General features: G+C 64.5%; 18 protein-coding genes and 1 tRNA gene. 10 read left to right on the top strand and 9 right to left on the bottom strand.

The features are described 5' to 3' along the window. Positions 1–13 precede the first annotated feature (13 nt). The 3 genes from H0O21_RS05360 to H0O21_RS05350 form a co-directional block, all read right to left on the bottom strand. Positions 14–1,321 (bottom strand): hemolysin family protein, encoded by a 1,308-nt coding sequence (locus H0O21_RS05360; RefSeq protein WP_185190665.1) that lies wholly within the window; start codon positions 1,319–1,321, stop codon positions 14–16. A 13-nt stretch (positions 1,322–1,334) separates the two neighbouring features. Continuing rightward, a tRNA-Ile gene (locus tag H0O21_RS05355) sits at positions 1,335–1,407 on the bottom strand. A gap of 60 nt (positions 1,408–1,467) precedes the next feature. Then, complete coding sequence (locus H0O21_RS05350) at positions 1,468–2,016, bottom strand: occludin/ELL family protein (protein WP_255441153.1); 549 nt, start codon at positions 2,014–2,016, stop codon at positions 1,468–1,470. A gap of 24 nt (positions 2,017–2,040) precedes the next feature. On the opposite strand from H0O21_RS05350, the gene pyrE reads away from it, so the two are divergent. Both pyrE and H0O21_RS05340 read left to right on the top strand, forming a co-directional pair. Beyond that, positions 2,041–2,625: an orotate phosphoribosyltransferase gene (gene pyrE, locus H0O21_RS05345; protein ID WP_185190664.1), complete on the top strand. Its 585-nt coding sequence runs from the start codon at positions 2,041–2,043 to the stop codon at positions 2,623–2,625. Continuing rightward, the gene (locus H0O21_RS05340; RefSeq protein ID WP_185190663.1) at positions 2,622–3,521 is read left to right on the top strand and encodes a glycine cleavage T-protein; all 900 of its coding nucleotides are present in this window, start codon (positions 2,622–2,624) and stop codon (positions 3,519–3,521) included. Before pyrE ends, H0O21_RS05340 begins: the two co-directional genes overlap by 4 nt. Here H0O21_RS05340 and H0O21_RS05335 read toward each other — a convergent pair. Next, the gene (locus H0O21_RS05335; RefSeq protein ID WP_185190662.1) at positions 3,476–4,990 is read right to left on the bottom strand and encodes a TM0106 family RecB-like putative nuclease; all 1,515 of its coding nucleotides are present in this window, start codon (positions 4,988–4,990) and stop codon (positions 3,476–3,478) included. The two genes, H0O21_RS05340 and H0O21_RS05335, sit on opposite strands and share 46 nt — an antisense overlap. A 62-nt stretch (positions 4,991–5,052) precedes the next feature. Between H0O21_RS05335 and H0O21_RS05330 the strand changes: the two genes are divergently transcribed. The 6 genes from H0O21_RS05330 (at position 5,053) to H0O21_RS05305 (ending at position 12,189) form a co-directional block, all read left to right on the top strand. Beyond that, a complete protein-coding gene (locus H0O21_RS05330; RefSeq protein ID WP_185190661.1) occupies positions 5,053–6,540 on the top strand; it encodes a phosphoglucomutase/phosphomannomutase family protein in 1,488 nt (495 codons plus the stop codon). A gap of 84 nt (positions 6,541–6,624) precedes the next feature. Next, complete coding sequence (gene rdgB, locus H0O21_RS05325) at positions 6,625–7,212, top strand: RdgB/HAM1 family non-canonical purine NTP pyrophosphatase (protein WP_131592792.1); 588 nt, start codon at positions 6,625–6,627, stop codon at positions 7,210–7,212. Between the two features lie 88 nt (positions 7,213–7,300). Continuing rightward, positions 7,301–8,338: an SAM-dependent methyltransferase gene (locus tag H0O21_RS05320; RefSeq protein ID WP_185190660.1), complete on the top strand. Its 1,038-nt coding sequence runs from the start codon at positions 7,301–7,303 to the stop codon at positions 8,336–8,338. Beyond that, entirely contained in the window at positions 8,338–9,414 is a 1,077-nt protein-coding gene (locus H0O21_RS05315) for a Glu/Leu/Phe/Val dehydrogenase dimerization domain-containing protein (protein WP_185190659.1), read from the top strand. Before H0O21_RS05320 ends, H0O21_RS05315 begins: the two co-directional genes overlap by 1 nt. A gap of 8 nt (positions 9,415–9,422) precedes the next feature. Next, positions 9,423–10,610, top strand: a complete 1,188-nt coding sequence (locus H0O21_RS05310) for an FAD-dependent oxidoreductase (protein ID WP_185190658.1) — start codon at positions 9,423–9,425, stop codon at positions 10,608–10,610. Next, positions 10,594–12,189, top strand: a complete 1,596-nt coding sequence (locus H0O21_RS05305) for a BCCT family transporter (RefSeq protein ID WP_185190657.1) — start codon at positions 10,594–10,596, stop codon at positions 12,187–12,189. Before H0O21_RS05310 ends, H0O21_RS05305 begins: the two co-directional genes overlap by 17 nt. 10 nt (positions 12,190–12,199) lie before the next feature. Here H0O21_RS05305 and H0O21_RS05300 read toward each other — a convergent pair whose 3' ends face one another. The 4 genes from H0O21_RS05300 to fabI all read right to left on the bottom strand — a co-directional run bounded on the left by H0O21_RS05300 (position 12,200) and on the right by fabI (position 16,128). After that, positions 12,200–12,904, bottom strand: coding sequence for an SIMPL domain-containing protein (locus H0O21_RS05300; protein ID WP_255441152.1), 705 nt, complete (start codon positions 12,902–12,904; stop codon positions 12,200–12,202). Positions 12,905–13,122: 218 nt separating this feature from the next. Beyond that, positions 13,123–14,610, bottom strand: a complete 1,488-nt coding sequence (locus H0O21_RS05295) for a carotenoid oxygenase family protein (RefSeq protein ID WP_185190656.1) — start codon at positions 14,608–14,610, stop codon at positions 13,123–13,125. A 74-nt stretch (positions 14,611–14,684) separates the two neighbouring features. Next, positions 14,685–15,290 carry an imidazoleglycerol-phosphate dehydratase HisB gene (gene hisB, locus H0O21_RS05290; protein ID WP_185190655.1) on the bottom strand — a complete coding sequence of 202 codons (606 nt, stop codon included), beginning with the start codon at positions 15,288–15,290 and terminating at the stop codon, positions 14,685–14,687. A 55-nt stretch (positions 15,291–15,345) separates the two neighbouring features. Continuing rightward, entirely contained in the window at positions 15,346–16,128 is a 783-nt protein-coding gene (gene fabI / locus H0O21_RS05285) for an enoyl-ACP reductase FabI (protein WP_185190654.1), read from the bottom strand. 118 nt (positions 16,129–16,246) lie between these two features. Here fabI and H0O21_RS05280 point away from each other — a divergent pair, with 118 nt between their 5' ends. Beyond that, on the top strand, positions 16,247–17,131 hold the full coding sequence (locus H0O21_RS05280) for an FAD-binding domain-containing protein (RefSeq protein ID WP_185190653.1): 885 nt from the start codon (positions 16,247–16,249) through the stop codon (positions 17,129–17,131). After that, positions 17,131–17,580, top strand: coding sequence for a hypothetical protein (locus tag H0O21_RS05275; RefSeq protein WP_185190652.1), 450 nt, complete (start codon positions 17,131–17,133; stop codon positions 17,578–17,580). The genes H0O21_RS05280 and H0O21_RS05275 overlap by 1 nt, the downstream gene beginning before the upstream one ends. On the opposite strand, the gene H0O21_RS05270 is transcribed toward H0O21_RS05275, so the two are convergent. Further along, on the bottom strand, positions 17,565–18,083 hold the full coding sequence (locus H0O21_RS05270) for a hypothetical protein (RefSeq protein WP_185190651.1): 519 nt from the start codon (positions 18,081–18,083) through the stop codon (positions 17,565–17,567). The genes H0O21_RS05275 and H0O21_RS05270 overlap by 16 nt on opposite strands. Positions 18,084–18,087 lie beyond the last annotated feature (4 nt).

Raw genomic sequence — 18,087 nt, 5'->3', positions numbered from 1 at the left:
GGGTCGGGGCAGATTATCGGTGATCCTGCTCCTGATCCGCTACTGACGCACCACGATCGTCAGGAAGTAGGAGTCGCACTCGCACGATCCGCGGCCCTTCCATCTCGAAGATCTCGAAGTGCAAGCCCTGATGTCGCAAGGCTTCCCCGGGGGCCGGGATGTGCTGAAGACGCTCCAACAGAAACCCCGCCAGGGTGTGGTGATCCGTGGCTTCCGGCAGCTCAAGGCCAAGTTGCCGGTTCAGCTCGAAGATCTCCAGGTCACCGGCCACCAACCAGACGCCAGGCTGATCGGGGAGGGCCTGCAGGTCGGGAACGGCCGGTTCCGGCTCCACTTCCTCACCGACGATCTCACCGGTGAGGTCAGCTGCGGTCACGAGTCCCTCCGTCCCTCCGTGCTCATCCACCACCAGCAGGAGGGGGTGACCGCTGCGGATCAGGGCCAACAGTTCCGCCAGGGTGCTGGTCTCAAGCACCCGCTGGGCTGGCAGCAGATAAGGCTCCAACGGAGAGTCCTCCTGAAGAGCCCCGCGGGCGATCGGCTCGGCGAGACGCCGCAGGTCGAGCACACCGCGCACATCATCGAGCGACTGGCCGATCACGGGAAAGCGGGCGTGGCGGGTGCGATGCACGGCCTCCATCAGTTCGGCAAAACGGACCTCCACCGGCAGGGTGACCATGCCGGAGCGGGGCACCATCACCTCACGCACCTGGGTGTCGCGCAGAGCGAACACGCCCTCAAGAATGTTGCGCTCATCGGGCCGCAGGCCTGTCACCCCACCGGTCTCAATCAGGGTCTCCAGCTCACCGGCCGTCAGACCAGGCACGAGAGCATCCCAGCGGGGGGTCAGCCCCACAAGCCGGAGCAACACCGTGCCGCACCCCTCGAGCAGCGTGAGCAGGGGTCTCAGCACCCGCATCACCACCTCCAGCAAGGGCGCCAGACGCAGCGCTGCCCGCTCCGGACGATTCAGCACCCAAGCACGGGGCAGCAGACCGGCCAACAGGGTGGCGAGGGCCACCAGCAGCACGAACCAGAGCAGGTCCCACCAGCGACCAGCCTGGGCGTCGTGGGGCCACCACTGATGGCCAAGGCCCCGCGCCACCCAGCCCAAGGCCACCAGGGAAAGAGTCACGCCCAGCTGCGACATCAGCAGGGCCCGCCGCAAACGCCGCTGCAAACGCTGGACCGCCGGTGCACCAGGGACACCCTCTTCGGTGAGCACCTGCACACGACTGGGGCGAAGCCGCAGCAGGGAGACCTCAACCGCTGCAAAGAAAGCTGGCAACAGCAGCAGAACGATCAGCAGCAGCAGTCGCATTGGATGGATGAAATGGGGGTCGCGAGGATCGAACTCGCCTTAGGCGAATTATGAGTTCGCTGCATTCACCAGATTGCTAGACCCCCTCACCGGCCTGACGAACAATGCTGCAAAACAGTGCCGCCAAAATCAGTGCCTGCAAAGTGTTACCACAGGCCGCGAACCGGCGGAACCGACGATGGCTCAGGAGCGAGCCTCTGCACCGGCTGATCGCCAGCGAGGCTGCCACTGAAACCGCTGCTCAGATCCACCGTCCGCCAAGGAATTGGCGAGCTCTGCTCCTCCAGGAGCACCTGGTAGGTGTTCTGGAGCGCCGATCCATCCCAGACGATGGTCTGATCGGGGAAACCAAGCCCCATCACCCTGTTGCCCTCCGGGCCGGCCACGGCGATGCCCAGCAGATCCGTGACCTGATGGAGCAGGTCAACACCCCGGGCGTAGGGCGCTGTCCAGGTGTAGAAGCGGTTCACCACCAGCTGATCCGTGCGCTCCACCGGTCCGCAGTGGGTGACCTCCACCGGTGCCGGAGCAGTGTCCGTGGAAGGGCTCAGTGGCGCCGGTGCCTCGAGGCTGGTGGTACAAACCACCGGATTGGCCCAGGCCGTCGGTGCTGCCAAACCGCCGAGAGCGAGCAGGACCAGAGAGAGGGGAAGCCTTGCCACAGAGGTTTCCAGGGTTGAGCGCAAACTAGACACAGGATTCGCGATGCACCAGCCCTGATGAGCACTCCATCCCCCGCCCAGAACGACGCGCGCGATCCACTGCTCACCCGTCTGGCCCGGGAGGCCTACCGCCATGGCCGCTTCACCCTGGCCTCCGGACGCAGCAGTGATCACTACGTGAACTGCAAACCGGTGGCGCTCAGCGGCAGCGGACTGGCCATGCTTGGGCCCGCCATGCTTCACCTGGTGGAGGCGGATGCGCTGGCGGTAGGAGGCCTCACCCTCGGCGCCGATCCACTGGTGAGCGCCGTCGCGATGGCCGCTGCCCAGAGCGGCAGACCGCTGGATGCCTTGATCGTGCGCAAGGAGGCCAAGGGCCACGGCACCGGCGCCTGGTTGGAAGGACCGCTCCCACCGGCTGGCAGCCGCGTGACCGTGCTCGAGGACGTGGTCACCACGGGCGGCTCATCGATCAAAGCCGTGAACCAGCTGCGTGATGCCGGCTTTGTGGTGAATCGGGTGGTGACGATCGTCGACCGGGAGGAGGGGGGTGCAGCAGCCATGGCCGCTGCCGATCTGGAGCTGATGAGCCTGTTCCGTCTCGAACAAGTGGCTGCCAGGGCGAAGGAGCTGGCGGCATGAACGGCACAGGATCCGACAAGCTCTGGGACGCCTGGTTTCCGCTACTGCGGCTCGAGGGCAGCGGCACCCGGGCCTTCCTTCACGGCCAGACCAGTGCGGATGTGAACGCGGCCAACGAGAGTCAACTGATCCGCAGCTGCTGGCTCAGTGCCACCGGCCGCCTGCAGGCCCTGCTCGAGATCCAACTGGACAGCAGCGGCGCTGACGTTCTTGTGCTGGCCGGTGATGCCGAGGCCCTGGCCTCGGGCTTCGATCGGGTGATCTTCCCCGCCGACCGGGTACGCCTGCTGCCGATCAAACAACAGCATCGACAACAGCGCCTGCGCTCCGAGCTGAGCAACACCAGCTGGCACGAGGACGTGCAGTGGTCGGGCGACGCCTCAAGGTCTAAGACCGCATCAAGCCAATCGACCGCCATCGCTGCTGCCACCGCCCCAACGACTGCGAGTGCTGAAGAACTCGAACGCTGGCGCCTAGGGCTGGGACTGCCCCTCGGCACCGGAGAACTCAACGGAGAGACCAATCCCCTTGAACTCGGCCTGGGGGAGTGGCTGAGCCTGAGCAAAGGCTGCTACCTGGGTCAGGAAACCATCGCCAAAGTGGCCGGCCGTCAGGGGGTCAAGCAGCAGTTGCGCTGCTGGCAGCTGCCCGCCGAAGCCACCACCACGGCTGCACCCCTGACGATTGCCGCCGGCCAACAACTGCTGCAGGGCGATGAACGAGCCGGGGTGATCACGTCAGTGCTGGCCAGTGAAGGCCGTTACCAGGGTCTGGCCCTGGTGCGCCGAGCCGCACTGGAGGCCAGCCATCTTCAACTGGCAGGTCTCGCCACGGAGCATCCCGTCGAGATTCAGCTGGACGTGCCCGCCGGCTTCCGGGATCCTGAACTGTCCTGACCGAGCAGCCATTGCGCCACTGCCCAGGTGGCCAGGCTGTCGTCGTGGTTGTAGATAAAGATCCAGTGCAAGGCCTGCACATGGCCGCGATCGTGCCGGCCGGAACCACGCCACTGCCGCCACCAGAGCAGGGCACGGGCTCCATCGACACCCTGCTGCCTCCAGCGGAAGCCGCGCCAGGCGGCCACGGTTTTGAGTCCATAGCTGTTGAGTGGCAGGCGCCAGTGCCGGCGAAGACGGTCATGCACATCGACCATTCGCGCGCGAATGGTCGCCAGCTCCCCCTCTGCGAGCCCTTGCCGCTGGGCCATCCGCACGAGGGCAAGGGATTCCGTTTCGCCGTAATGCAGAAGCGGCCAGTCGGGATAGCGACTCAGAAAAGCCTGCAAACGCTCCCAACAGCGTGTTTCCCCGTGCTCCTGGAGCACCAGCACTGGGTGGTAGGTGGCTGCAGCCAGATCCCACCCACCGGAATCTGAGCGCGGCAGACGCACAAACCCATGCAGGAAGTCATCGCGGGCATCGGGATCCGACTCAATGTCGTAGAGCAAAACCCCAGGAGCAGAGCCCAGCTCCGGCAAAGCCGGGCCTGACCCCAGGTGTTCGACCCTTCCATCTCTCTGGGCCCTGGCCTGAGCCACGAGCGGAGCCGCGATGGCACCGTGCTGCTCACCGAAGCGCTCCAACTGCAGGGCCAACTGCTGCGGGTCGGCAGCCGCAAGATCGGCCAATCGGGCAAATCCGAGCTCTTGCAGCATCTCTCGCCTCTTGGCACCAATGCCACTCACTTCGCTGAGGTGCCCCTCCGCAGCCGCCTCGGCATTACAGACCCCGCGCCAGCTACAGAGCGTGCACTTGCGACGATCCGCCGCAAGGGCCGGTGGATTGGGCCGAAGCAAATCCTGAGCCAGCTTGCGCAGGGCTTCATCCAGCTGGCGCTGCAGGCTGCTGTTGAGAGGCAGACGTTCCTTCTCCAATCGGCGTCCGGCACCGGCCACCGCCAGCGCCTCGGGCACTGCCGCCCCTTGCAGCGGCTCGAGCAGCCGGCCAGCCAGGGCCAGCGGCAGGCGATGTTCTCGGGTCAACCGACGCCCCTGACGGGCGAGCACTGGCCAATAGGCGAAGGAACCCCAGCGGCTCTGGCCGGACACCCGCTGCAGGAGGGGTGGATGGGCCTCAAGCCACCACCCGGCCGGGCCGGCCCCCCTGAGACGCACCCCCACGGCCGCCGCCGCCCCCTGCTCCAAGGCAGCGAGTCCCCGAGCGGGTTTCTCAGGCAGCAACGCCACGAAACTGCGCTGCTGATCATCCAGCTGAAGGGTGCGATGGGCTGAATACAAGCGAGTGCTCGGATCCCCATGGCGATCCAGCCAGGCCCGACGGCGACAGCGCAACCAGCTCCGCAACAGGCGGTCTGTCAGCACCTGTCCGGACGGGACAGCCTTGTCAGCAGCAGGGGTGTCACCCATCCAACGACGTTACGGCGGCCGGCTGCTAAATCCTGTTTCAGTGCGTTCCTCCATCTGCGCCCATGGCCTCTGCCCCTCTGCCCCTGGCTGCAGCGCCGATCAAGTTCGGGACCGATGGCTGGCGAGGGATTCTCGGGGTGGACATCACCGTGGAGCGGCTCCTCCCCGTGGCGGCGGCTGCCGCCCAGGAACTGGCCCACCGCGCTCCTGCCGGCCTGAACTCTCGAACGGTTGTGATCGGCTACGACCGCCGTTTTCTTGCCCCTGAGCTGGCGGAGGCCATTGCCGCCGCCGTACGCGGTTGTGATCTGGAGCCCTTGCTCACAGACTCAGCTGTACCAACGCCCGCCTGCAGCTGGGCGGTGGTGGAGCGCAGCGCCCTCGGCGCCCTGGTGATCACCGCCAGCCACAACCCACCGGAATGGCTGGGGCTCAAGATCAAGGGCACCTTCGGAGGATCAGTGGAGGGAGACTTCACTGCCGCGGTGGAGCAGCGCCTGGCGGCTGGTGGCATCACGCCACCGGTGCAGGGGGTCACCGCACGCTTTGACGGCCGTGGTGAACACATCGAAGGCCTTCGCCGCAAGCTTGATCTCTCCTCCCTGCGCCGCGGCCTGGAGGGGATGGGTCTCCAGGTGATTGTGGATCCGATGCACGGCTCGGCGGCAGGCTGCGTGGGGGAATTGCTCGGCGAGAACAGCTCTTACGAAAACAGCTCTAACGAAAACAGCCTTGTCCGCGAAATTCGCAGCCAGCGCGATCCCCTGTTCGGGGGAGCCCCCCCCGAACCCCTCGCCCCCTATCTGGGGGAGCTGATCGCTGCGGTGAAAGCAGCCACAGCAGCCGGGAAGCCAGCCGTTGGCCTGGTGTTCGATGGCGATGGCGATCGGATTGCAGCGGTGGATGAACAGGGTCGCTTCTGCAGCACCCAACAGCTGATGCCCCTCCTGATCGATCATCTCGCCAGGGCCAGACAGCTACCGGGCTCCGTGGTGAAAACGGTGAGTGGTTCGGATCTGATGCGCCTGGTCGCTGAAGACCTTGGTCGAACGGTGCTGGAGCTGCCGGTGGGTTTCAAATACATCGCTGCCGAGATGCTGGCTGGCGAGGTGCTGATCGGTGGCGAGGAATCCGGTGGGGTTGGCTTTGGGATGCATCTGCCGGAAAGGGATGCACTGTTCGCAGCCCTGCTGGTGCTCGAGGCCCTGGTCGAAGGTGGCCAGCCCCTGGGCGAACGGATCCGCAGCTTGCAGAGCCGCTGTGGTGGAGCCAGCCATTACGACCGTCTCGACCTGAGGCTGGCCGACATGGAATCGCGCCGGCGCCTGGAGACTCTGCTGGCCGATCAACCGCCCCAGGAGGTCGCCGGTGTTGCCGTGCAGGAGGTGGTGCGCACCGATGGCGTGAAGCTTCGGCTCGGACCAAGCCACTGGTTGATGCTTCGCTTCTCGGGAACCGAACCATTGCTGCGGCTTTACTGCGAAGGCCCCGACGAGGAGCGGGTCGCAGCGGTGCTGGACTGGGCCCGCGATTTCGCCACGGCTGTTTGATGAGAAAGCTGTCTGATGAGAAAGCTGTGTGATGAAAAAACTGTCTGACAAGAGAGCTATGGGACGAGCCAAGTGTTGAAAACCATGAGACAACGCACCCTGGTGATCGCCAGCGGCAATGCCGGCAAGATCCGCGAATTCGCCCGCCTACTCAGTGCACTACCGCTGGAGGTGCAGCCCCAACCTGAGGGCCTGGAGGTGGAGGAAAGCGGCTCCACCTTTGCCGCGAATGCCCGCCTCAAGGCCTGTGCGGTGGCGGCAGCCACAGGCGCATGGGCGCTGGCGGATGATTCCGGGCTCAGCGTGGACGCGCTGCAGGGAGCGCCGGGCGTGTTCTCCGCCCGTTATGCAGCCACGGATCCAGAGCGAATTGCTCGATTGCTGCAGGAACTGGGAGACAACGCAAACCGTGACGCCCATTTCAGCGCGGCCCTCTGCATTGCCGCCCCCGATGGGAGCGTGCTGGCGGAGGTGGAAGGGCAGTGCCACGGTCTGATCACGACTGCCCCCAGAGGCGATCAGGGCTTCGGCTACGACCCGATCTTTGAAGTCGCCAACACCGGGCTGACCTTTGCCGAGATGAGCCTGGAAGAGAAGAAACATCACGGGCACCGCGGCCGAGCCTTCGCCCTCTTGGAGCCGCAGCTCCAGCAACTTCTCCAGCCTGGTTGAGGCCCGCAGGGATCAGCGCAGCGTGTTCCCTGTCACGAAGTGCTGACAGATGCACCCTGTACGGTGAAAGCTGCCGCTGACGAGGTCCATGGCCATCGCCATGACCACGGGTTACAGCGCGCAGACCGAAGGCGCACGTCTCTGCATCGATGCCGCCTCGGACTGGGCCTTGACTTGTGTTGAACAACTGAACGATCAGAACCATCACGTTCTGGTTGATTACGGCGCCGCCGATGGGGGCACGGCCGTGGAGCATTGGAACCGGGTGCTTGATCACCTCCATGCCCAACAACCCGGAGCCCATCTGACCCTGATCGGGAACGATCTGCCCAGCAACGACAACGTTGCACTCGCCGCCAACTTGGCCCTGCAGATCCCCCGGCCACCGAAGCCGACGGTGCTCTTGAGCGCCCGCAGCTTCTATGAGCCGACCACGGCACCCGGCACGGTGAGCTTCGGCTTCTCCGCCACCGCTATGCACTGGCTGAGCCAGTCTCCGGGACCACTCCCGCGCCATACCCATGTGCTGGCATCCGGCGATGCAGAAGCGTTGGAGCGCTTCACCGCCAAGGCCATGCAGGACTGGACGGCGATCCTCGAGCTGCGCAGCCGCGAATTGCAGGTGGGAGGTCGCCTACTCACGGTGAATCTCTCCCGTGATGAGGAGGGCCGCTACCTGGGCCATAACGGCGGCAAGACCCGCAACGTTCACGACCAGCTGCATCAGATCTGGCGGGAACTGGCCGATGAGGGAGCGATCAGTGAGGAGCAGTACCGCAACGGCACCGTTCTCAATTTCTACAAATCGCCCGAGGAGTTCATGGCGCCGCTGAAGGATCCAACCTCAGCGCCGTATCGCAATGGCCTGCGTCTTGTCGATGAACGCACGGTCCACGTGAGCTGCCCTTACAGAAAACGCTGGAACGACGACGGCAACACCGCAGCCTTCGCCGCCGGCCTCATGGCCACGATCCGCAGCTGGAGCCGTCACAGCTTCGCCAGCAGCGCCGGAGATGCAGCCGCCGATGCGGTCTTCCAACGCCTGGAGCAGCGCATCGCTGACGCCCCGAGCGAATGGAGCCTGGATTACGTGGAGCATCACCAGATGATGGAGCGAGTGGCCTGATGACTGACCCGAATCCCACCCCACCGACCGCTCCCGCGGTGTCGGTGCTAGCGGAACACGTCTCCGACCACCTGTCGGTCTTCGTGGTCGGCGAAGACACCGATGCCAGTCGCCCCGCAAACGGGGGACTGCGCCTGCTCAATTACCCCAGTGACGAAGCCTGCATCGCCGACGGCGAGCGACTGGCAGGCCTGATGACCCACAAACACGACCTGTACGGCACCGGATTTGCCGGCGGCAAGATCGTGGCCCGGGCCACAGAACCAGAGGCCGTCAAGGAGGAGCTGATCAGCGTCACCGCTGCCTTGCTGGAATCCCTCGACGGTTCGATGATTACGGGCTGCGATCTCAACACCAGCCTCGAGGACATGGAGCGTCTCAGTGCGCTCACTCCCTATGTGCTGGCAGCTGTGGGCAGCCCCGTGGATGCCAGCGCCGCAACGGCCCACGGAACCCTCGGCGCTGTGGAAGCGGTGCTGGAAGCCGAGCTGGTCGACGCCACTCCCGGACGCGCCTTAGTCCATGGCTGCGGAGCTGTGGGAGGCACAGTCGCTCGACAGCTGGTGGAGCATGGCTGGACCGTGTTCACCGTGGATCTCGACCGTGGTCGATCTGGCTTTCCGGGCGCCACGCCGCTACCGGAACGTTGTCCCTGGTGGGAACTGAAACTCGATCTGCTGCTGCCCTGCTCTGTGTCGGGTCTGATCAACACAGAAATGGCCAGCGCCCTGCGCACCGGCGCTGTTGTGCCGGCCGCCAATGCCCCCTTTCAAGTCCCCCAGCTCGCTGATGATCTGCGACGCCGAGGGATCCGGGTGCTGCCTGATCCGCTCGTGAATGCCGGGGCGGTCATCGCCGACTCGATCGAACGCTTCGCTCCCGATGCCTGGGAATCGGCCAGCGCCGAGGACGTTTACGGCTTCGTTCGCGAGGAGGTACGCCAGCGGGCCAGTGACTACCTGAGCCAGCGTGGTCAAGGACTGAGCGTGCGCGACGCCCTCACCGAGGTGACAGCGGAATCCAGGACCGAGCCGATCGGACTCAGCTTCGGAGAACCCACGGGAGTGGGACTGTGACGGCACCCATGCAGGCCAACGCCCTACCCCAGAGGGCGTCTGTGGTGATCGTCGGCGGTGGCATGGCCGGCCTCAGCTGCGCCGCAGCCCTCGCCCGCCGCGGTGTGTCCGATGTGGTGCTGCTCGAGGCCGAAACCCTGGCCCATGCGAAAGCCAGCAGCTTTGGGGAAACCCGCATGTTCCGGGAGATGTACTCCGATCCCGTGCTCTGCCGGCTGGCCCAGGAAGCCAACCGTCTCTGGCGGGAGGAAGAAACCCACGCCGGGGAACAGCTACGCGACACCCACGGGCTGCTCTTCTACGGCGAGAGCTGGGATGAAGAAACGATTGAGGGCTCAATTCCCGGTGCCCGCCGGGTGATGGATGACCAGGGAATTCCCTATGAAGCCTTGAGTGCCAGCGCAATCGCTGCGCGTTTTCCCCTGAAGCCCAAACCCGACTTCACCGGTCTCTTCGAACCCACCGCTGGCGCGGTGCGCAGCGACAAGGTCGTGGCCCACTGGATTCGCACAGCCCGCAAGGCTGGCCATCAACTGCTGGAGCACTGCCCCGTGAGCCAGCTGGATGCCGATGGCGGAGGCGTCACCCTCAGCTCCGGGGATCACATCAGCGCCGATCAGCTGGTGGTGGCTTGCGGCATCTGGAGTCAGCTGCTCTTGGCACCCCTCGGGTTGGCTCCAAAGCTTGAGGTATGGCCGATGCTCTGGGCTCATTACACCGTGGATCCGGCCCTGGCCAGCCGCTATCCGCAGTGGTTCTGCTTCCAGCGGGAACGGGGTGATGACGGCGGGTTGTACTACGGCTTCCCAGTGTTGAGCACCACCGCCGACGGCCGCCCCCGCATCAAGTGCGGCATCGACTGGAGCCCGAAAGAGCTACGGGTGGCCGAACCCAATGCGATGGTCACCGAGCCTCCGGCTCGGCTGGTGGAACTCCTCGATGGCTTCCTGTTCAACGAACTGGAGGGGGTGCAGGAGCGCGTTGAAACCGTGATCAGCCCCTATTCGATGGCCAGCGATGTGAATTTCGTGCTCGATCGCCTGACCCCAAAACTGAGCCTGTTTGCCGGCGGCTCCGGCCAGGCCTTCAAATTTGCCCCCCTGATCGGCGATTCCCTGGCTCGTCTCGCCAGGGGTGAACAACCCGCCGTCGATCTCACCTGCTGGAACCACCAGCGGGATGCCGTTCGCGCCTGAAGCCTTGCCTGACCAACGATCGTCCCCCCTGCCCATCGAGGCCCCTAAGGGCTGGTGGCGCCACCCACCCCTCTGGATCGGCGCAGGTCCACTGCTGCTTTTCCTGCTGTTGGCTGCCGCTGATCTGGCAGTCGCCAAACAATTCACCAACGAAGGCAAGCTGCTGGCCAGCAACCTCCTGGGTGGGCTCTGGCAGTGGATGGTGGTGGCGCTGTTCGTGATCGCCATCGCGCTGGCGGTGAGCCCGATCGGCAGGCTGCGCCTTGGCGGCGCCGAGGCGAAGCCAAGTCTGAAATTCTTCGACTGGTGCGCCGTGCTGATCTGCACCCTGCTGGCAGGAGGTGGCGTGTTCTGGTCCGCCGCCGAGCCCCTGTTTCATTTCCAGACGCCGGCCCCGTATTTCAAAGGTGTGGAGGGTTCGACCGCAGCAGCCGTCGACCCGGCCTTGGCTGTGAGCTTTCTCCACTGGGGCTTTCTGGCCTGGGCTCTTGTGGCGACCACGGTCACGATCACGCTCTCGATCCGCGAGCGCCGTGGGGAACCATTGCGCCCGCGCACACTGCTGGTCGGGCTGGTGCCTCGCTCCATGGTGGATGGGCCCATCGGAGACCTGGCCGATGGCCTCTCAGTGGTGGCAGCCATTGCCGGAACCGTCGGTCCCCTGGGCTTTCTTTCACTGCAACTCAGCAATGCCGCCGGCCAACTACCGGGACTCAGTGACAGCGCCGGACTGCAGTCACTGGTGGTGGTCCTCCTGACAGCAGTGTTCGCCACTTCAACGGTGAGCGGAATCCAGCGAGGGATCAAATGGCTCTCCGAATTGAACGTGTGGCTGACGTTGATCATGGCCGCAGGCCTGCTTCTCCTCGGACCTGGGCTCTGGCTGACCCGCCATTTCTTCACCGCCTTTGGCACCTATCTCCTCAACCTGCCCCAGATGGCTCTGGCTTCCAATGAAGGAGCTCAGGGAAGCTGGCTGAACGGCTGGACCGTCTTCTACTGGGGTTGGTTCCTTGGCTATGCCCCCTTGATGGGCCTGTTCACAGCAGGGGTCAGCCGCGGCCGCAGCCTTCGCGAATTGGTGCTGGCCGTGGCGATTCTCTGCCCTTTGGTGACCAATCTGTGGTTCACCCTGCTCGGAGGCACGGGCATGGCGCTGGAACTGGCGACGGCAGGGAGCATCAGCGGTCCCCTGGGGGATAACGGAGCCGCGGCAGCCCTGCTGGCGATCCTTGGCCAACTACCCATGGCCTGGCTGCTGATTCCTGTGGGCTTGCTGCTGGTGGTGCTGTTTATGGCCACCAGCGCCGACTCCATGAGCTATGCCGCGGCCATGGTGGTCAGTGGCAAGAGCGAACCTGCGCCGCTGCTGCGTCTGTTCTGGGCCCTGATGATCGGCAGCCTCACCCTGGTGCTGCTCCGTATTGGCTCAGGCGTGGGGGACAGCACCTCGATCGACGCCCTTCAGGCCTTCATCGTGATCACAGCGGTCCCCGTGACCCCGCTGGTGCTCACCACACTGTGGAGCGCCCCAAGACTCGCCTGGAAGGAGGCAAGGCAGCAGGGCACAAACACCTGATCGGCGCCGTTCAGGAGAGGCAATAATCCAGGTCCAGCGCTAGCGATTGCCCCGGCCTGGGTGCCTCATCTGGACGGAACTGGCGCGCCGTATTGAGGGCATAGGGCAGCGGACGGATCGAACCACCTCGCCGCTGGTCAATCCGAAGCAGCGTCACCGTTCGGAGCCCGAGGATGGAGGCCGTGCGCTCAGCCTGCTGACGACCATCGCGCAAGGCCTTTTGGAGCAGCTGATCGGCAAGGGCGGCTCCGTCCTGATCGGATGCCAAGGACGTCATCCCCTGGAGGCTGACCCCAGCCAAGCGCCCGGCTGCCTGAATCAGCGCGTCGTAGCGCCCTCGATCCACCTCGCCGCTGATGGTTGTACTCGCCTGCTGCCGACGCGGACCCTGGCTGCCCCCGCCGATGGCATAGGTGCGAGGGGCGGGGACCGTCAGCCGCCCACTGATCAACGAATCCAGGGTCATCCGCGTCTGCTCGAGCCGCTGATTGAGCTGATCCATCGCCGCAGCGGCCGTGGCACCCTCCGCCTGAATCCTCAGGCTGAAGCGGAAACGATCGCTACGGGTCTGCCCCTGTTCGGAAACACTCAGCTCCAGCAGGGTGCCATTGCAAACCGGCGGATTCGCTGCCGCAGCTGACGCTGCAGGCGGCAGGAACGCAGTCGGTAGCGAGACCAAAGCCGGCAACAGAGCCAGGCCCGAACGATTCAACAAGGCTGCCGCGCGATGCGGTCTGGACGGTTTCACAAACACTCGAGAGGGAGACAACGATGGTTACCGCTGTCTAAGTCGTTCCGGCGCAGGAGTTGTGACGGATGCATGACCACAAGAGCGCGAATCATCACCAGATCCATCTGAGCGTTCGGGCAACCCTGCACAGAACCGTGCAATCAGAACCGAGCAATCAGAACCGTGCGATCAGAACCGTGCGATCAGGCTGCGGTGACCCAGCTGCCATGCAGGCCATGGGGAATCGCCAAGGGAAGCTCAAAGACTGCCAACTCGCTGAGATCTGAAGCATCAAGGATCACCAGATCAGAGGCTTCGCGGGCACCGTTCCAGAGCAGCTCAAGCACCCAGCCATCATCCTCTGACTCCGCACCGGGACGGGGCACCATCAAGGGCTCACTGACAAACCCGTGGGGAGCAGCACTCCAAATCAAACGCTCACCCGTGCTCAGATCCAACTTCTTGATCACTTGAAGCGGGTCGTTGCCCTGCTCGCGAGCCGCCGCCGCCATCCAAGCGAAACGGCAGGGGAGACCCTCCTTGTTGGGATTCACCATCGCAAATTCGCAACAACGCTCACTGAGCCGACGGGTCTCCACCCGACCGGTCTTCAGATTGATGCGGCACTGCTCCAGCAACCCTTCAGGAATCAGATCGAAATCAACGGCCGTGAAATCCACATCGGGACCGATCGAGGGGAAGTCGGCGTAGTAGATGCTCTCCACCACCACATCCCCGTCCTGCTCCCAGGCGTTGAGGTGGTGGAAGACAAAGCCGTCTGGGGCGTCGATGATCCGGGGCTTCTCGCCTGCAAAGGCACCGCAATCACGGGGAATCAGCCAGAACTTCGCCTGACCGTCTGGCTTGGATTGCAGACACTGGGCCGCACCTCTCTTGCCAAGCACGAAGGGCAGGGGGTTGAACTCCACAGCGTTCTGCAGGAACACCGCCCAGTTGGGTGTGATCGCGAAGTCGTGCAGAAAAGCGAACCCGTTGAAGCTGTCGCGGCGTTCGCTGAGCAGATCCCCAGCCTTGATGCCAGCAGCGGCGTCCGATTCCGTCGCGAACTCCATCAGCCGGATCGTGCTGCGAGGTCCGGTTTTCACTCCGAAATTGACCATGCGGGGCCGATCGTGATGGCCAGGATCGAAGCGGGGATGGGCACTAAAGGCCTCGGCTTTCTTGAGCACCCCTCCCAACAAGCTGATGCCGCGGGTCTCCAGGGTGACGGGATCGAGGGCATGGGGCTCCGCTGCTTCCCAGAGAGCGAGCAAGTCATCGCCCAGTTGCACCACGCCGGTATTGGCAATGTTCTTGAGACGCAGATCCAAGGCATTGGCGGCAACCCCTCCAGGCTTCTGACTGCCGAACACCCCGCGATACAGCACCTTCCCGGCCGCCTCCTCCGCCAGCCAGCCGGCGGTGCGCACGAATCGGTTGCTGAGCTTCACGCCGTCGCCGCTGAAGCGCAAGGCCGTGATCATCCCGTCCCCATCGAAGGGGTGATGCACCCTCTGGCCACCCCGCTCGAGACGGCCTGGGCCGTTGCGGTAGAGGGTGCCGAGCAATGCGGAGGGCACGCTGCCGCGCACGGGGGTCAGCGCCACGTCCGTCAGTTCCTGCTCCACGTTGCGAAACGCGCTGGCCCAGTCCGCGCGGTTGATACGGTCAACGGCAGGGGCAACGGTCACAGCGGAAAGCACAGCAGCGTGACCATCCTCTCGTAACGGAGTGTGAAGCGCGGATCACGGCCCGCTCAGTCCCTTCAGCTGCCGCCGGCCTGCTCCAGGACGCCTTTACTGCTGGGCACCGATCCAGCCCGGCGGGGGTCGATCTCGGTGGCCATGCGCAGGGCACGAGCAAACGCCTTGAAGCAGGCCTCCACGATGTGGTGAGAATTCACCCCATCGAGTTGACGGATGTGGAGGGTGAGACCGGAGTTATTGACTACGGCCACAAAGAACTCCTTCACCAGTTCGGTGTCGTAGCTGCCGATCTTCTGGGCAGGAATCTGCAGACCGAAAGTCAGATGAGGGCGTCCGGAACAATCCAACGCCACCTGCACCAGAGCCTCATCCAGGGGCGCCACGAAATGGCCGAAGCGATGAATGCCCCGGCGATCCCCCAGCGCCTGGGAGAGGGCCTGACCCACAGCAATGCCCACATCCTCATTGGTGTGGTGATCATCGATGTGGGTATCTCCCCGAGCGGCAACCTCCAGGTCGATCAAGCCGTGGCTGCTGATCTGATGGAGCATGTGATCAAGGAACGGCACCCCCGTCTCGACCTGGCAGCTGCCGCCACCATCGAGCCCGAGCTTCACCCGCACATCGGTTTCTCCGGTGACGCGATGCACTTCACCTGTGCGCATGGCTTGTTGGCGCCCGAAGCGCTGACTCAGTCAGAACAATCCGATCATGCCGGACTTACATGCCATTGATGCAGTAGCCGGCGTCCACATAGATGGTCTGACCGGAAATCCCACTGGAGAGTTCGCTGAGCAGGAAGGCGGCGGTGTTCCCCACCTCGGTCTGGGTGACGGTGCGGCGCAGGGGCGCCTTCTCCTCCACGTTGTGGATCATGTCGAGGATGCCGCCGATGGCGCTGCTCGCGAGTGTGCGGATCGGACCAGCACTGATCGCGTTGACCCGCACCTGCTTCTCGGGACCCAGCTCAGCGGAGAGGTAGCGAACGGAGGCCTCCAGCGCCGCTTTGGCCACACCCATCACGTTGTAGTTCGGGATCGCCCGCTCAGCGCCGAGATAGGTGAGGGTGACCACGCCGGCCTTCTCGCTGAACAGGGGCTTGGCGTGGGCGCAAAGCGGTGCCAGGGAGTAGGCGCTGATCTCCAGGGCACGGGCAAAGCCCTCGGCGGTGGTGGCGCTGTAGTCGCCGATCAGCTCGTCTTTGCCGGCGAAGGCCAGGCAGTGCACCAATCCATCGAGCACACCCCATGTCTTCTTGATCTCCGCAAACACCGCTTCCATCTGAGCCGGGTCCTGCACATTCAGGGGCAAAAACAGGCTGGGCTCCAGGGGGGCGGTGAGGTCGCGCACCTTGGTCTCGAAGCGACCCTTCTCATCGGGCAGATAGGTGATCCCGAGCTCGGCCCCAGCGGCCCGCAGCTGCTGGGCGATTCCCCAAGCGATCGATTTGTTGTTGGCAATGCCGGTAACGAGGATCTTCTTGCCCGTGAGATCGAGAAGCATCGGACCGGCACAGAGGTAACTGACGGGGATTCTCCCCCATCCAGGGTCCGCCACCGTCCGATCACTCGCAATCGGACCAACGGATCGACAGGATGACGTGTGCTCAAGCTTCCTGACGGTGCCGCCGCTGCCTACGCCACCTCCCCTGTCTTGGCCTGATCGCCCCGGCGACCTCCCGCGACACCTGGCCGATCGTGATGCCCTGCAAGACCTACTTAAGGAGACGTTCCCAGAGGCGGAGGGGGGCCTCAGTGGGATCCGCGGGGGCCGCCAGGCGGCGGAGTCCCAGCTCAATCGGCTGGATGCAAAGCGCTACGGGCGCAGCCGCAACCATCTCCAAGGTGCGGTGACCAGGCTGTCGCCCTGGATCCGTCACGGCGTCCTCACCCTTGCTGAGGTGCGCGATGCCGTCTTTGCCCAGTTATCGGGCCGGGGGCAGGGCCAGCAGGAGGGAGGCAAGCTGATCAACGAGTTGGGCTGGAGGGATTTCTGGCAGCGGATGTGGATGGATCTGGGCGATGCCATCCATCACAGCCAGGAGGAGCTCAAAACGGGGCACGATCCTTCCTCCTATGGCCGCACGCTGCCCGAAGACATCCGCGAGGGGCGAACTGGGCTGGCTTGCATGGATGGTTTTCAGGCGGACCTGGTGGGCAGCGGCTGGTTGCACAACCACGCACGCATGTGGTTGGCCGCTTACGTGGTGCATTGGCGGCGTATCCACTGGAAAGCCGGCGCCGACTGGTTCCTCGAGCACCTGCTCGATGGTGATCCGGCCAGCAATCACCTGAGCTGGCAATGGGTGGCCAGCAGCTTCAGCCACAAGCCTTATTTCTTCAATCGCGACAACCTTGAGCGCTACAGCGAGGGGCGCTACTGCAACGGCTGCCCCAGCGCCCAGAACTGCCCTTTTGAAGGCAGTTACGAGCAGCTGGAACAGCGTTTATTCGCCATCCCCATGGCTGGAGCGATTGGCAACGTTCCCGCGCGCAGACGACGCTGATGGACCTCCAGAAACCGATCCTCTGGATTCATGATGAAGCGCTCGGCCCCAGGAACCCCGCCCTGGAGGATGCCGCCCCAGGAACGCCGGCGCTGTTTGTGTTTGACAGCCACTGGATCCGCGACCAGTGCATCAGTCGCAAGCGCCTGGGTTTTCTTTACGAGTGTGTCCTGGAACTGCCCGTAAGCATTCGCCACGGCGATGTGGCCGCCGAGGTGATTGGTTTTGCGCAGCACCATGGCGCCGATGGCGTGATCACCAGCGAGGCAGTGGATCCACGCCTGCAACGGATCGCGGCTGCGATCGACCGGGAGCTACCCCTCTGGATGCTCGAGCCTGACCCGTTCGTCACCCTGCCCAGACCACCACGGCTTGGGCGCTTCAGCCGTTACTGGCGCGAGGCGGAACCGGTGGTCTGGGAGGGATTCCCGCCTCAAGAACGGGGTTGACCCCCATGGAGCAGTGCCTCCTCGCGTTGCTGCTCCAGGGCTGGATCCGTCAGCAGATCCTCTTCCTCCAGCGCGGGCAGACGAACGGGCTTGAGCTCTGAGGCCTGCCGCGGCGGCTCCTGCCACTGCCAGCGAGCCTTTGGGGCACGGGCCTTGCAGAGAGCCTCCAGCTCCCTGCGCAGGGCATGGCGCACATCCTGACGCTTCACCGCGGCAAAGAACTCCTCCTGATCAGCGAGCCCAGACGAGAAGGGAGCCGTGCCATTGCCGTTGAACAGACGGGCCGGACTCGCCAGCCAGCGGGGCCTGCAGAAGGCGGGATCGCTGCTGTCGGTTTCCAGATACAGATGGAGCCCATAGCCATCGGGCTGGCTGACCACCGCCAGACCGTCATGGGGCTGACGGCGCTGAAGGGGGAAAATCCGCCAGCTCGCTTTCTGGTCGCCACCACCGCATCCACTGAGAATCAGTAAGAACAGTGCCGCCGTCCAGAAACGAGCCATCGTT

The sequence above is a fragment of the Synechococcus sp. HK01-R genome, from assembly GCF_014217855.1.
GTDB lineage: Bacteria > Cyanobacteriota > Cyanobacteriia > PCC-6307 > Cyanobiaceae > Synechococcus_C.
This window is presented reverse-complemented; position numbering and strand designations above follow the sequence as displayed.

Excerpts from the sequence above, each read along its gene's own strand:
- H0O21_RS05335 (WP_185190662.1), bottom strand. The coding sequence starts at position 4,990 with ATGGGTGACACCCCTGCTGCTGACAAGGCTGTCCCGTCCGGACAGGTG.
- H0O21_RS05340 (WP_185190663.1), top strand. The coding sequence starts at position 2,622 with ATGAACGGCACAGGATCCGACAAGCTCTGGGACGCCTGGTTTCCGCTA.
- H0O21_RS05305 (WP_185190657.1), top strand. The coding sequence starts at position 10,594 with ATGCCGTTCGCGCCTGAAGCCTTGCCTGACCAACGATCGTCCCCCCTG.
- pyrE (WP_185190664.1), top strand. The coding sequence starts at position 2,041 with ATGAGCACTCCATCCCCCGCCCAGAACGACGCGCGCGATCCACTGCTC.
- H0O21_RS05270 (WP_185190651.1), bottom strand. The coding sequence starts at position 18,083 with ATGGCTCGTTTCTGGACGGCGGCACTGTTCTTACTGATTCTCAGTGGA.
- H0O21_RS05330 (WP_185190661.1), top strand. The coding sequence starts at position 5,053 with ATGGCCTCTGCCCCTCTGCCCCTGGCTGCAGCGCCGATCAAGTTCGGG.
- H0O21_RS05310 (WP_185190658.1), top strand. The coding sequence starts at position 9,423 with ATGCAGGCCAACGCCCTACCCCAGAGGGCGTCTGTGGTGATCGTCGGC.
- fabI (WP_185190654.1), bottom strand. The coding sequence starts at position 16,128 with ATGCTTCTCGATCTCACGGGCAAGAAGATCCTCGTTACCGGCATTGCC.
- H0O21_RS05275 (WP_185190652.1), top strand. The coding sequence starts at position 17,131 with ATGGACCTCCAGAAACCGATCCTCTGGATTCATGATGAAGCGCTCGGC.
- H0O21_RS05320 (WP_185190660.1), top strand. The coding sequence starts at position 7,301 with ATGGCCATCGCCATGACCACGGGTTACAGCGCGCAGACCGAAGGCGCA.
- rdgB (WP_131592792.1), top strand. The coding sequence starts at position 6,625 with ATGAGACAACGCACCCTGGTGATCGCCAGCGGCAATGCCGGCAAGATC.
- H0O21_RS05315 (WP_185190659.1), top strand. The coding sequence starts at position 8,338 with ATGACTGACCCGAATCCCACCCCACCGACCGCTCCCGCGGTGTCGGTG.
- hisB (WP_185190655.1), bottom strand. The coding sequence starts at position 15,290 with ATGCGCACAGGTGAAGTGCATCGCGTCACCGGAGAAACCGATGTGCGG.
- H0O21_RS05360 (WP_185190665.1), bottom strand. The coding sequence starts at position 1,321 with ATGCGACTGCTGCTGCTGATCGTTCTGCTGCTGTTGCCAGCTTTCTTT.